Genomic DNA, 14,203 nt, shown 5'->3' with positions numbered 1-14,203 from the left:
CATCGATTTAGTAGTAGAGCCAGACACCGTCTGGTCAAACTCAAAAGGTGATGCAAAAATGAATACTGGAAATATATACGATATTGACGATGTTGGAGAAGCAATTCGCGAAGGACGTGCGCTGCGTTCGGCACGTGCCTACCGCATCATGTTTGCACAAGAAAATCTGACTTTTCGCGCAATTGAGGTTAATGATCCTGTCCCCCTTGGTCGTCAAATCCTTATTGCTGCAGGTTTACGTGCAAACGATGATTATAGCCTGTTTGCCATTCTGGAAACGGGGGATTTCGAAGACTTACGTCTTGATGAACCTTTCGATTTACGAGGTCGTGGCGCAGAGCGTTTCGTGGCCTTCCAGACCGATCGCGATTTCAAACTTACAATCAATGAGAGTCAAGTATCATGGGGCAAGCCCGCAATTTCAGGCTCCGCGTTATACGACCTCGCGAAACCCAGTGACGGAGATGCCGTTTTCATGGTTATTCGTGGCGGAAACGATCGCCAGATTGAACCAAACGAGGCCGTAGACCTTACCACCCCTGGAGTTGAGCACTTCATCACTGCGCCAAAGCGCAAACCGAAGATTGACATCGTAGTTAATGGTCGCGAAGTCCAGGTATGTGATAGTCACCAAACTTTCGAGCAGTTAGTCGCTATCGCTTACCCAGGTGAAGCTCCAGCACCTGAGATTGTGTACTCAATTACATATCGCTGCGTGGCCTCAAAACCACATAGTGGTGAATTGGCCTCTGGTGGTTTTGTTGAAGTAAAAAATGGGAGCGTGATCAATGTCAGCCGCACTATTCAATCTTAATAGCGACCTTAAGCGTTTGCGCGAGGAAGGATACTACGTACAAATCGTGGGTGGCTTCTTGGTGATGCGTGAAGTGCCGTATGTTAACGCGCAGTTAGAAATTAAGACTGGCACACTCATCTCAAGCCTTTGCATGTCTGGAAACGTAACTCAAAAGCCAGAACCACACACGATTCACTTCGATGGAGACTATCCGTGTACATCCCAGGGTACACCTATCCAAGCTATTGCACATCAGAGCGTAGCGGTGGATCTGGGACATGGGTTGAGTGCTCAGCACATGTTCTCCAGTAAGCCCGGGCCTGAGGGTTACAGAGATTATCATCAGAAGATGACGACGTACGCGACAATCATTTCTGGCCATGCAGCTAATCTCAGACCTGACGCTACTCCGCGTGTGTTTAAAAATCCCGACGATGAGGATGGCTGCGCATTTAACTATCTGGAAACTGCTTCAGACCGGGTGGGAATAGGGGCGTTGGCCGCACGACTTGAAGGTCAGCGTATCGCTATTCTTGGTACTGGTGGAACAGGATCCTATGTGCTGGACCAGTTGGCGAAAACGCCAGTGAGCGAGATACGTCTCATCGACGGTGATGATTTCCTTCAACATAATGCTTTTCGTGCCCCTGGCGCACCGTCGATCGATATTCTCCGTGAGGTACCAAAGAAGGTGGATTACCTAGCGGGTATCTACAGTAAGATGCACCGCCATATCGTGCCACATGCGGTGCAGATGAACACAGATAACCTTCACCTTCTGGATGGAATCAACTTCGCTTTCCTTTGCATGGACGCAGGCGAGCCGAAGCGCCTAGCGGTACAGAAGCTAGAGGATATGGGAGCATCCTTCATAGACGTGGGAATGGGTCTCGAGCTGGTAAACGGCTCGCTTGGTGGTATTCTCCGTGTGACGGCAAGTACTCCCAATAAGCGCGATCACATTCGTAAGCGCGTGTCTTTCGACGGTGGGGGAGCAGAAAATCTTTACGCTTCAAATATCCAAGTCGCTGAACTAAATATGATGAATGCGGCACTTGCCGTAATTAAATGGAAGAAACTCCTCGGATTTTATCGTGACCTAGAAAACGAACATCACTGTTCCTATACGACCGACGGCAATATGCTGCTGAATGGTGACTCGCTATGATTCGTCATAACCAGCTTACCCCCTGCTTTGTAAAGGGGGTACCGCGTATACTTGAACCTGGCATTTTGTACGTTTCAATGGAATACGGTACTGTGGTGCACAGTTGCTGCTGTGGGTGTGGCCTTGAAGTAGTGACGCCTCTGACCCCAACAGACTGGAGACTTACCTATGATGGCGAAGCAATTTCGCTTTGGCCATCGGTCGGCAACTGGAATCTGCCCTGCCGCTCACACTATGTGATTCAAGGTAATCGAGTCATAGAGGCTGGGCCTTGGAACAAGGCTCAGATTGATGCGGAGAGGCGTCGCGACAAAGCGGCGAAGGCGAGCTACTACTCACAAGTTGAATCGATTAGAGGTGCTGAAGAGTTGAAACAGAAGCCTATCAACGTCCCCGCAAGAATGATGGCCATTAAGGTAACCATTTGGGCTAAGTTACGTCGATGGTTGGGTTAGGGCGTTAAAATTCGTTCAGTCGCAAGGACTGTATACTCGGGACGTTTCGATTACCGCATTTGTCACGTAGTGGTAATTTTGTAATTTATTGAAATGTATGGATAAAAAGTTGATCGTATTAAAAAAGTTAAAAATTTTGGACGAGTAATACGCACCCAAAAATAGAAGCTGATCAACCTTGCTGGACAAGTAGGAGAACCGGCTGCCGACACGCACTGGTCGAAACTTTCAGCTTTCAGGTTCAACCCTTTTATTAGAAACATGGCTAAAAATTACAGATGAGCCGCCATGATTTTCTAGAAGCAGGAGTTAGGAACTTAACGCTGATAAAACTGAACCTTGGATAGTTACTACTTGTTTAGATATAGTTCTGCGCTTCTAGCGAACCACTATAAAACATTAAATTTCATATGTGAAAGCTATAGATTCACAGCTTAAGCGTCTGTAGCGAGCTAGTACATGTGATCCGCATGGGAGATGATCAGAAAGGCAAGATGGAGTTTTACTAAGAAGTCTACATATTGACTGTTATAGCCTATGTGAAATTTAGTACCTAATAGCGGTATGCTAACTATTTATTTTTTCCTTTTAACATACTGAATATCAAGAGTTAAAGAAATGAGTGTATTTGAGAACTTCAAGTTATTAAAATCGGATATGGTTGCAAGCGGCTGGATTATAGAAGCATTCCCTTTCAATTACAAAAACCGTGATTACATTGTGTTGGCTAAACTGTACGAAGATGGAGAAAGAAAACCGAAATACGCTTTGATGAAAGTAGAGATATTGAAAAGTGAAAAAATTAATGAGCGACTAGTTTCTGCTGTAAACGTAAATGGATTCATTATCGAGGCGAAGCTGTTAAGGGCTTTTTTTGATATAGAGTATAGCGAAAACCTTGGAGATTTGTTGAGTCAGTTTAATGAGTATTTTTCTCTGTTTATTCCAACTCATGTTACTTTAGGTAAAAGCCCACATATTGAGGAAGCAATGGTGGCATCTCTATCGAAGAGTGATAGCCAAGATCCTAATAAGCGCTTCTGTTATGGTGTTATGAGGAATTCAGATGGGCGCCAAAGAACTCCTTTCAATGACAATAAAACTAGATTGTTAAGGCCCACTTTGTACTGAAGGATCCCCTCATAAATCAGCCATAGCATAGCCATATTTGAGCAACTGATTGGCGAATAATACCCAGGCCGCCAGCAATTCTTTCTCCGTGATTTGATAATCAGGCCGCCTGAGTACCTCCAATCCCAAGCGAATCGTTGAGAGTACCGTTCGATGCCCAATGGTATTGGCCTGAAAATGCTTATCCCAGCCCTGTTGCTGTGCGTGTAAACCAACTAGCCACAACAGGCATTGAACCATCAACGCTATCAGTAGGATGATGTCGAATCGCTCTGGACTGTTGGTACGACTTTGGCGTAAGCCAAAGCCGTATGCCGGGCTTTTGAGGTCACGAAAGGTTTCCTCTATTTGCATACGTTTGGCGTACAGGTTTACCAGCTGCTTTGGGCTCCGAGATTCTGGTGGTAAATTGCTGGCTAACACCCAAGGCTCTTTCGCCGATGTTGAGTACGTTTTTGCCGATGGATGGTGGCAATTAGTCCTCGTTGAACGCTGATTTGTACGCCCCTTAGGTTTGCTACGATAAAGCGTGAGATGGCAATTGATAGGGTTAGTTTTGGTCAAGGTCTTACAACCCAGGCTCTTCGCTTGACCGTTGGCCAAGTCATGTGTACTGCGAACTGCACGCCAATTTTCAGCGCCAATATCTGCAAATTGAACTGTACCGCGAATACGGCTTAGCCAAAACCAACCATGCGCCTCAACCTCTTTGTACCAAGGCACTTTGAACCCCGCGTCAGTCACGATGAGAGGGGTAACATGCAAAGGTAAAATCTTGGCTAAGTCCGCTAAAAAACCGTTGTGGGAGGCCTTAGAGCATTGTTCTGATAGGGGATAGGACTTCTCATACAGGGTAATAGAGCGGCCATTGAAGGCTATTGAGGCGCGCAGAGCCATGATGCGTTTATGCTCTCGGATGTCTGACCAATCGACGAGCACAATCGGCATAGGGTTACCAGAACAGATGAGGCGGGCATGCCATTGGTAGACAGCTAACCGTTCTTGATGCAGATGCGTGTTGCCGAGCAAACGATCAATGCGCTTGATGTTGTGCTTGGTTCGGGCCGTGGTTGGTAAATTTCGACCTAACTCAGTCAAGGTCAGTGTCTTACATTCAATCAGTGCCTTAGAGGCCAGCATCAAGCTGTTTAATCGTTTTAGGTGAAGTTCTGGGCAGTATTGGTGTAAAGAATGTTGTAGGATATTGGCTTCGCGCATCTTGTTGTCCAAGTGTAGTTTTTAGCGAAACCATTTGATCATGCAACAAGATGCGCTTCCACTCTAATTTGATGATTTATTTGTAAATCATCAGGGGATTCTTCAGCACTTTGTACCCAGAGTTCCGTAGTGATCTATCGATAAGCTTTTGCTACTCAACTGATGCTAATGATCACAAATCTGATGCAGTAATAATTCAAAATTTTTCTAATAGATGAACTTGGATAATTTATTGCGGGGAATATAACAAAATGCTTAGCTGTACTAGCTCGTTCCCTTCTGTCATTGGGACCGCAACGCAGAGGAATTCGTGATTAAGCTGCAACACCACTACCTGTTAGCTTAGCATTATAATTTTAAGGGGGCTATGTGAAGACTTTGGTACTAGATCAAGTGCCCAATCTATAAATGTCTGATCGTGTATGAGTCTGTGCATTCCATGTGATAGTTACATACGTACACTTTTGGGATTTAGAACAACGTTACCTTAACTTTCACATGTGAAAGTTAGCGAGTCACAGCTTAAAACCGTGATTTGAACCATCCGGCAGATCGATATGAAGGCGAAGTTTTCCTCCTGATGATTCAACAAGCTGTTTCAGTCTCTGTAGGCTATCGATCGTGCAGTTATCAATGTGGCAGTCTGCATCAGCCCCGATACGTTCTAGTAACTCGATTAAATGGATATGTATTAGCTGCTTTGAAGCTATTTTCTGAGCAGATTCAACAAGATTTTGAGGCTGTTCTGCAATAATATCTTCCAGTGTTCTACCCATCTTTTTCTCCTTAGGGGGCTAGCTGAAAAACTTTCACATGTGAAAGTTCTTCTTAGAACCTCATGTTTGGATAGTTTAACCCACTCATAAGTGAATAATCATACTTCTCATCTTATCCTTTGTTCAGGAAAACTTGTCTTTTGCACCTTAAAAGGGCAATTACAGAGTTTTATCCTTTTTGGTCCCTGTCATACTCTTTACTCACTGTCAGCGCTCGCTGGCTATAGCGGTAGCTGGCCCTAAACAGCAATACCCTTACCCTCGGGAGGCTATCTCTCAAGGTACTCCTCCATAATCACAGGAGATAATCATGGCCAACTGGATATTCCAAGATCCAGTTGGCGTTTTGTTGATTAGGTGCTGTCGCCGAAAGTGTCAAGATGCTATCTTTACGCTCAGCGGCGAACACTCCATAGTTCTTGCTCAAATCGTTGACAATATTTGAGTTTAACTTAACAAAATTGGCTTTTTTTACAATAAAAGGCAATACTTTTAATAGCTTGAATGGCTTTTGGCATAACTTTATGTGAACTGCCATTCTAATTTTCCTACTTTTACAGTGTAAATAATCGTTTTTTAAAAGCCCTGCCATATTGTGCAGGGCTTTTTGTTTATATATGCCTTGTCTGTCCTTGAATAATTTTCTTTGCGTAGTTGTTAACAGTTGTTATGATTTAGGGTGGATTGTTTGGGTTCACTAAAGGACTCTAACTTTTGAAAATAAATTAACGTTATGACAATTACTAAAAGAAAGGAATTCTTCCATGGAAGATGTAATAAGTCAGGAAAGTAATCCATTAAAAAGTGATGAAAAACAAATAACAGTAGATAACAATATTCAGAGAATTCCACTGTTTCACGTTTCTCTTGCTAAATTGACAATTATGTTTGTTGCCACCTTTGGTCTATATCAAATTTATTGGTTTTATAAGCAATGGCAGGCATTAAAAGAGTATTATGATTTAGATGCATGGCCTATTGCTCGATGCATTTTTACGGTATTTTTTACACACTCTTTGTTCGTTTATGTTAATGAATATATTAAAGAAGATAATAGAAGCTATCGTTGGAATCATTCAGCTTTAGCGACAGCTTACGTTTTACTTATCGTAGTCTCTAGTATTCTTAATAAAATTGAAGTTTTACCAACATTTTTTATTTTAATTTCTATTTTTATACCTTTAGCAGTTTTGTATCCATTGTATGAAGCTCAAAAAGCAATTAACTTTGCGCTTGAACCTTTAGACTATGAGGATAATTCAAGTTTAACTTGGTTGAATTGGATCTGGATTGCTCTTTTGGGTTTCTATTGGGCTATGGTTATCTATGCATTAACTGTGTTAGTCAGACTTGCTTAATTTAGAATAAAACAGGCTTTAATTAAGCCTGTTCTGAATTGCCAATGTGTGGCAGTGTGACAGAGGAATATTTTTATAAAGTTAACAACGAGTTTTCCCTCATATACTTTCAAGCTCTAATATTATTTTTTCTTATTGATTCATGGTTTTGATATTTTTGGTACGGTGTAAGGTATTGATTTTGTGACTTAAAGCCTTTTAGCGGCTATAGTAAAAAGTCAATTTATCAGTACTGAGGTAAGCATTTTCTCCGGTTAATGAACCCAATTGGGGGGAGAAAATGAATTTTTATGAATAATTTCAAGCGAATCCAGTTTAAACCCCTGTGGCTATGGCTGCTATTTATCAGCGTGGCCTTACCCCTAAGGGCGGTTGAAGCGCCGCTGTGGCCTGAGTCGGCCGATTTACCCTTAAGTCCGCGAGTACACACAGGCACCCTGGCTAATGGGGTGCACTATCTGTTGGTGAACAACAAAACTCCTGAACAGGCGGTTATCGTCCGTATGCGGGTAGATGTAGGCTCTGTGATGGAAACGGATGCCGAACAAGGTCTAGTGCATTTTTTAGAGCATATGGCATTTAATGGCTCTACCGGACTCGCGGCGGGGGAGATGATCCCGACCTTACAACGCTTAGGTTTAAGTTTTGGGGCCGACACCAATGCGGTGACTGAATTCCAGCAGACGGTTTATCAGTTTAATTTACCGAGCAATAGCCAAGATAAAGTCGATACCGCTTTGTTTTTAATGCGCGAAATCGCCAGTAATCTGTTGCTGGATCCCGCCCTTATCGAGCGTGAAAAGGCGGTGGTCTTGTCTGAATTGCGTGAGCGCAGTAGCGCCGATTTAGAAAACTATCGCCATCAGTTAACCTTTTTAATGCCGCAAACCTTGCTGTCGCAGCGCTTTCCCGTGGGAGAGGCGACGAGCATTCAAAATGCGAATCGTGACAAGTTATTGTCCCTCTATCAGCGTTTTTATACGCCATCCCGTACCAGCTTAATTGTGGTGGGGGATATTGATGTTGATCGTATCGAACAAAAGATCAAACAGCAATTTACCGACTGGCAAGCCGCGCCGCAGGCTGTTGGGGTGAAGGCACAATCCATAGGCACGGTACAGGCTAAAACCACTGTTGAGGCGGCGGCATTTTTTGACCCAAGCCTGCAAACCTCGGTTTCCCTCGGGCTGTTAAAACCGCAACCCCCTAAGCCAGATACGATTGCACTGCGTGAGCAGGAGATTTTATTAGAGCTTGCCCATGGTATTTTGTATCGCCGCCTAGAATCACAGTTGCTACACAGCCAAGGTTTATACGGCGTAAGCTTACAAATCGGCCCACAATACGATATTGCCTACGGCACGCAAATGACCTTGGGGACGCAGGAAAACAACTGGCAGCAAGGACTTGCACTATTAGAGCAAACCCTGCGTCAGGCGCTGGAATTTGGTTTTAGTCAACAGGAAATCGATCAGCAACTTAAGCGGATGCACAAGGGCTATCAGCTCAGTGCCGCTGGCAGTAACACCATCCACAGTGTCAATATTGCCGAAAGCCTAGTGAATACAGTGGCGAGCCGACGTGTGCCTGTGGAACCCGCATGGCAATTGGCGCTGTTTGAAAAGCTGATGCCAAGCATCACGCCGCAAAAACTGCAGCAGTCGTTTAAACAGGCTTGGGAAGGGATACCTTATCTGTATCTCACCAATAACAAACCCATTGAGCATATTGAAAAACAACTCTTAGCCGCCTACGACGCGAGCCGAAAGCAAGCCGTAAAAGCCCCCGAAACCAAGAACATTGCCGAGTTTGCCTATAGTCAATTTGGTGAGGCTGGGCGGATTGTTGCCGATCAGCGCGATACCGCAACTGGGATCCGTAAGCTAGAGTTTGCTAACGGTGTGCGCCTCAATGTAAAACCCACCCCCTTTAATCAGGGGATGACGCTGGTAAGTCTCAATATCGGCTTTGGCGAGGTGTCATTCCCTGAGCTAGATGGTTTGTCTTACCTGTTTAATAGCGCCTTTGTGCAGGGCGGTTTAGGGCTGCACGATTGGGACAGTTTGCAGGATATTTTGGCTGGGCAAGATATCTCGGTGGGCTTGAGTCTGCGTGAACAGAGTTTTGGCGGCGAGATCAGCACCAATGCTGCCGAACTTCGCACCCAATTAGGCGTGCTAACGGCTTACCTAGTCGATCCCGGTATGGATAAGCAAGCCGAGCAGTTATTCCGTGAGCAAGTGATTGCTGAGCAGCAGAGCATTCATAGCAATCCGCAACTGGAGTTTTCGAATCAGTTTGCCCGTATTGCTCACAATGGCGACAAACGTTATGGCTACGGTAATCCTGATGAAATCCTCAAGCGGCAGTTTGCCGAACTCGCGCCTAGCTTCCATTCTGCCGTTCAGCAGGGGGCGATTGAACTGGCGATTGTTGGGGATTTTGATGAAGACAAAGCGATTGCCGAGGTTGCACAAACCCTAGGAGCCATTGCGCGACAGCCGATCCCTAAGGGGCAGACGATTGTGCCTGTATTTCCCAAAGTGCCGGCACAAATAAGCCTGACCCATTATGGTCAAGTCGATATGGCGGCACTAGCGCAGGTATGGCCGACGACGGATATGAGCAATCCCCGTGAACTAGTGGGTTTAGGTTTGCTCGAGCAGGTACTAAACATCCTACTCACTGAAAATGTTCGCGAAAAAGCGGGGGCGAGTTATTCACCCTCGGCATTTTCATACAGTGACTTAAACCCAACGGGTTATGGTTATCTTGGCTTATTTAGCGTGACAACTAAGGCCATGTTGCCAGAGGTGGCTAAGTATTACGCCGTCGCAGTTAAGCAAGTCAAAACGCCTTCGGGGATCAGTGAGGATTTACTCAATCGCGCCCGCCAACCTGTGTTGGAGTGGATGCATATGGCGCCGCAAAGCAATAACTTTTGGTTAGATTTGGCCTCAACCGCCCAAAGCCAACCGGAGCGTTTTGCGGGCTTTAACCAACGATTGGCGCTGGTGCAGCAGATCACGCCTGCCGAGTTAAGCCAATTGGCGCAGAAATACCTCAAGGATGATAAGCGTTTAACCATCGAAACCTTACCTGCACCCATCACGGCTCAGTGAGCGATTAAATCATAATCCCTTTGAAGATCTCCCTCCTGTGATAGTCGTGTCACAGGAGGGTTGGTTTTATTGATCATTGCAATACCTCTCAGTCGCAATTGGAAATCGCTGTTGTCGAAAATGCCACTCACGTTTAAGCCACGCTCACATTAGGCTAAACGCAACTTTTTGCAGGGTGTTCATGTCATGTTTCGATATCTTTTGTGTTGCTTTGGTTTGGTCCTAATGTACCCGACAGGGATAGATATGTACTTGGTGGGATTGCCACAAATCGCCAATCAACTTGGGGCGACTGAGGCGCAGCTGCACATTGCGTTTTCTGTGTATCTTGCGGGCATGGCGACGACTATGCTGTTTGCGGGCAGTTTAGCAGATAGGATTGGGCGTAAACCTATCACGCTCTTTGGTACCTTACTGTTTGCGTTAGCTTCCTATTTTGCGGCGCGCTCGCAAAGCAGTGATCTGTTTTTAATCGCTCGCTTTGTGCAAGGAGTCGGGGCGGGTTGTTGTTATGTCGTCGCGTTCGCGATTTTGCGTGATGTCTTAGACGATAAGCGCCGCGCTAAAGTGCTCTCAATGGTGAATGGCGTGACCTGTATTATCCCTGTGATCGCGCCTGTCATTGGGCATTTAATTATGCTTAGGTTTCCGTGGCCGAGTTTGTTTTACACTATGGCGGTAATGGGATTGCTGGTGTTTGGACTATGTCTGTTCGTCTTGCGTGAGACTTATTCTAAAGCGTCATTTCACAGTCAAACTTTGCCTAGAGTACAAACTGAATCCTTTAAACAAGGCTTTTTTATCAGCCGCGTGGTTATAACGACCTTAGGCGTAACCACGATTTTAAGCTATGTGAATGTGTCTCCCATGCTGATTATGGGGCAGATGGGGTTTGACCGAGGCCAATATTCCAACACTATGGCGATGACTGCATTGGTAAGTATGCTGGCCTCATTTTCGACGCCCTTTTTGCTTAACCAGTTTAAAGAAAAATCGCTAATTTTGTTCTCTCAGACATTATTTGCCGCAGCAGTGCTGGTGTTCATCTTGACCCAATTGGGCTGGTTGGGTCAGTTATTCAATCTGCTCGGTTTTGGTTTGGTATGTTCAGGGTTTGCGATTGGATTTGGGGTGACCATGAGTCAGGCGCTCAGCCCATTTGTGGCGAGGGCTGGGGTGGCTAGCTCATTACTGGGGATAGCCCAAGTCTGTACTTCGGCCTTGTATATTTGGGTGATGGGGCTGCTCGAAGTGAGTGCGATTAATATATTATTAGTTATCCTCACCGTTGGAGCGCTGATAAGTATCACGCTAATGTTAGCTGTGCCTAAATTGTCGGAAATGGTAGCGAATGAGCAAATCCCTGAGTCGGCTTGACCTCAATCTGTTGTTTACTTTTCAGCTGTTATCGCAGGAGCGGAGCGTATCTAAGGCCGCCAAAAAGCTCAATGTTACGCCATCGACCGTGAGTAAATCGTTGGCGAAGTTGCGCGATTGGTTTGACGATCCGTTATTCATTAAAACACCTCAAGGATTGCAGCTCACGCCATTAGCCCAAAGCATGGAGCAGGACTTAGCCGATTGGTTGCAAATGGGCAAACAGCTTATGGGCAAGCGCGGGGACGATATGGCGAAAGGGCTTAGCTTCGAGCTGATGCTTGAGTCCCCTTTATCGCTCATTATGCTTAATCAATTAACGCAGGCCATTTACCAGCACTACCCAGATGCAAAAGTGAAGGTGCGTAATTGGGATTATGATTCACTCGAGGCCATTGTTCGCGGTGAGGCCGACATGGGGTTTACTGGCCGAGAGAGTCATCCCCGCTCGAAGGAATCCCTTGATTTACTGCCTTATTTTATCGATTTTGAGGTTTTATTTACCGATCTCCCTCGGGTGTACTTACGCCGCGATCATCCCGCCTTGCAAGAAGAGTGGAACATAGACACTTTTCTTAAATATCCGCATATCAATATCTTGTGGGAAAAGAGTGAAACTTGGGCCTTGGATGATGTGCTTATCGAACTTGGGTTAACTCGCAATATAGTGCTGACCTTAGCCAGTTTTGAGCAGTCTCTGTTTGTCGCGGCAGAGCCTCACCACAGCATGATGGCAATTGCACCGCAATATTGTGAGCAATATGCTCGTCAACTACACCCTGATTTAGTGAGTCGCCCAATCCCGATAAGTGGCGAATATCTTGATAAACTCGCCATTCCTTTTACCTTAATTTGGCATAAAAGAAACAGCTATAACCCCAAAATCACTTGGCTGCGAAACAGGATAAAAGCCATTTTTTAGCCACAGACGCAGGATTAAAGCTGATATTTACCGTGTTTACTTTATTGTGCAATGTCTAACTGCGGGCACAAAGGTTGTTTGGAGAGCATTAATTGTTGGTGCCGCAGACGGGGATAAATACTATCTCGGTATGCAGCAGGCGTTTATAGATATCAATATCGAAAGTTCGCCCACGGCCCTGATTGCTCGATTAAATATTGTTCAATAGTGGCTAGCATCACAGCATATTCAATTCACATGCTGAAATAACATAGGTACATCAGACGATACCGCCTTTGTCTTCAATCTTATTTGTATCAATTAAGCGCCTAAAAAATGTGATTTGTATCAACTTTGATATTGTTATTGAAATGTTTGTTAAGCTATTGAGTTTGTGAAATATTTGTTTGAGTTTTAAGTGGAAATTGCCGTTGTTGTCATTGTATAACTGCGTAGACTTAACTGAATTTTTTGTCTGCTAATGAGGGATACGATGCTCAACAATAAACTAAAAGGATTCGCGGTTTTAACCTTCGCCTGTTTGGGGGTGACCGCTTGTGGTGGCTCCGATAACAAGGATGAGGACACCTCGAAGACCGATACCTATGTGCAATTTTACAATGCCTCTGTGGGGAGCACGGCAACTGCACTGAAGATTGGCGATAAAACCTATGAGAGTGTGAATTACGCCGATGCCATGCCAAGGTTCATGTCGACACCCGGCGTGAGTGCCGTCGAGGTAATGGGTAAGGATGCGTCGAACAAAGATATTTCGCTCTATAAAGAGGATATCGATTTAAAAACCGCAACCGATCACTTCTTCATCTTACATGGGGATTTTGCCTCGCCATCGCTGCTGAATATCAATTACTCCCGCACTGAGTTAGATAAGCAAAATGCCGAAGCGGACAAGAGCAAAATGCAATTATTTATCGCCCATACGGCGATGGATGCGCCTGCCTACGATGCCTATATTGCCAAAGCCGATCAAAGCTTTGCCGATGCTGTGATGCTAGGCAGTGTAGCCTACGGTGAAGTTTCGACACCGCAGATTTTAGACACTGGGGATTACAAGGTTTACCTCGCCCCTGCGGGAACGGCCAACGTGAGCTACACCACGGCAAGCATTAACTTTAAGACTAAGGTGCCCTATAAGTTGATTTTACGGGAAAGCTTTGGCGCTTCGGATGCCAAAATCAGCTTAGATAGCGTGGATTCGACCACCAATGTGCGTAACCATGTAGCCCTCGAAAGCAGTGTCGATTTTAGGGTATTCAATGGCTTGGCTGAACATAATGTCGATGTCAAAGTCGTGAGCAACAAGCAAGAAGCCCTATTTAGCAATGTGGCTCCCTTTGGCGTGACGGCTTATCAAGGCGCTGAGTTTAATGACTTTGGCGTGAGCGTGTTTGACCATACTAGCCAAGCTAAACTGCTTGATAATGTGCTGATTACCCTTAATCAGGATGAGATCAAAACCATCTTTATCTATGAGCAAGCTACCGAAGAAGGTAGCCAAGTGAAAGCGATGGAGATGAAGCAAACGCAAACGCCGAGTCCCTACAGCTTCAAGTGTGATATCGTCAGTTTTGCCGACAAGAGTAACCTGACGCTGTACTTCTTAAAGGCGAACGACACTATTGAAACCGCAGCCTATAAGATCAGTGCGGTTAACCCTACTGCGCCGCAATCCTTAGTGGTACCAAAAGGGGAGTATTCTATCAAGGTGATTGCGGTGGAAAATGGCACTAAGACAGTGGTTTATGCATCAGAAATGATGGATTTTAATAACGAAGATAATGTCACTATGGTGCTGAATAAGGACGCTTCAACCAGCTTTGGCTATAACCTTGTTAAGCTTTAATCGCTAAATAGATTAGGCAATAAAAAAGCACTACCTT

Annotated in this window: 12 protein-coding genes; 9 read left to right on the top strand and 3 right to left on the bottom strand. The window is 45.1% G+C overall.

Going from position 1 to position 14,203, the window contains the following annotated elements:
• The first annotated feature begins 58 nt into the window (after window positions 1-58).
• The 4 genes from N5E87_RS18265 to N5E87_RS18250 all read left to right on the top strand — a co-directional run bounded on the left by N5E87_RS18265 (window position 59) and on the right by N5E87_RS18250 (window position 3,550).
• Window positions 59-814, top strand: coding sequence for a multiubiquitin domain-containing protein (locus N5E87_RS18265; RefSeq protein ID WP_113601982.1), 756 nt, complete (start codon window positions 59-61; stop codon window positions 812-814).
• Window positions 789-1,964 carry a ThiF family adenylyltransferase gene (locus N5E87_RS18260; protein WP_088132040.1) on the top strand — a complete coding sequence of 392 codons (1,176 nt, stop codon included), beginning with the start codon at window positions 789-791 and terminating at the stop codon, window positions 1,962-1,964. Before N5E87_RS18265 ends, N5E87_RS18260 begins: the two co-directional genes overlap by 26 nt.
• A gap of 77 nt (window positions 1,965-2,041) precedes the next feature.
• Window positions 2,042-2,419 (top strand): DUF6527 family protein, encoded by a 378-nt coding sequence (locus N5E87_RS18255; protein ID WP_347881488.1) that lies wholly within the window; start codon window positions 2,042-2,044, stop codon window positions 2,417-2,419.
• Between the two features lie 618 nt (window positions 2,420-3,037).
• Entirely contained in the window at window positions 3,038-3,550 is a 513-nt protein-coding gene (locus N5E87_RS18250; RefSeq protein ID WP_279775631.1) for a DUF6037 family protein, read from the top strand.
• A 9-nt stretch (window positions 3,551-3,559) separates the two neighbouring features.
• On the opposite strand, the gene N5E87_RS18245 is transcribed toward N5E87_RS18250, so the two are convergent.
• From N5E87_RS18245 to N5E87_RS18235, 3 genes are all read right to left on the bottom strand, one after another.
• Window positions 3,560-4,768, bottom strand: coding sequence for an IS4-like element IS10A family transposase (locus N5E87_RS18245; RefSeq protein WP_088585397.1), 1,209 nt, complete (start codon window positions 4,766-4,768; stop codon window positions 3,560-3,562).
• A 515-nt stretch (window positions 4,769-5,283) separates the two neighbouring features.
• Window positions 5,284-5,544: a hypothetical protein gene (locus tag N5E87_RS18240; RefSeq protein WP_088132037.1), complete on the bottom strand. Its 261-nt coding sequence runs from the start codon at window positions 5,542-5,544 to the stop codon at window positions 5,284-5,286.
• A gap of 295 nt (window positions 5,545-5,839) precedes the next feature.
• The gene (locus tag N5E87_RS18235; protein ID WP_000268227.1) at window positions 5,840-6,082 is read right to left on the bottom strand and encodes a hypothetical protein; all 243 of its coding nucleotides are present in this window, start codon (window positions 6,080-6,082) and stop codon (window positions 5,840-5,842) included.
• 226 nt (window positions 6,083-6,308) lie between these two features.
• Here N5E87_RS18235 and N5E87_RS18230 point away from each other — a divergent pair, with 226 nt between their 5' ends.
• The 5 genes from N5E87_RS18230 (at window position 6,309) to N5E87_RS18210 (ending at window position 14,166) form a co-directional block, all read left to right on the top strand.
• Window positions 6,309-6,902 carry a hypothetical protein gene (locus N5E87_RS18230; protein WP_279775628.1) on the top strand — a complete coding sequence of 198 codons (594 nt, stop codon included), beginning with the start codon at window positions 6,309-6,311 and terminating at the stop codon, window positions 6,900-6,902.
• 290 nt (window positions 6,903-7,192) lie between these two features.
• Window positions 7,193-10,024, top strand: a complete 2,832-nt coding sequence (locus N5E87_RS18225) for a M16 family metallopeptidase (protein ID WP_279775627.1) — start codon at window positions 7,193-7,195, stop codon at window positions 10,022-10,024.
• Between the two features lie 186 nt (window positions 10,025-10,210).
• Window positions 10,211-11,401 (top strand): MFS transporter, encoded by a 1,191-nt coding sequence (locus N5E87_RS18220; protein WP_279775626.1) that lies wholly within the window; start codon window positions 10,211-10,213, stop codon window positions 11,399-11,401.
• Complete coding sequence (gene yidZ, locus N5E87_RS18215; protein ID WP_279775625.1) at window positions 11,376-12,323, top strand: HTH-type transcriptional regulator YidZ; 948 nt, start codon at window positions 11,376-11,378, stop codon at window positions 12,321-12,323. The genes N5E87_RS18220 and yidZ overlap by 26 nt, the downstream gene beginning before the upstream one ends.
• 472 nt (window positions 12,324-12,795) lie before the next feature.
• Window positions 12,796-14,166 carry a DUF4397 domain-containing protein gene (locus N5E87_RS18210; RefSeq protein WP_279775624.1) on the top strand — a complete coding sequence of 457 codons (1,371 nt, stop codon included), beginning with the start codon at window positions 12,796-12,798 and terminating at the stop codon, window positions 14,164-14,166.
• Window positions 14,167-14,203 lie beyond the last annotated feature (37 nt).

The organism is Shewanella sp. GD03713 (genome assembly GCF_029843705.1).
Classification (GTDB): Bacteria; Pseudomonadota; Gammaproteobacteria; order Enterobacterales; family Shewanellaceae; genus Shewanella.
The sequence above is the reverse complement of the archived record's forward strand: the minus strand, read 5'-3'. Positions and strand labels throughout refer to the sequence as shown.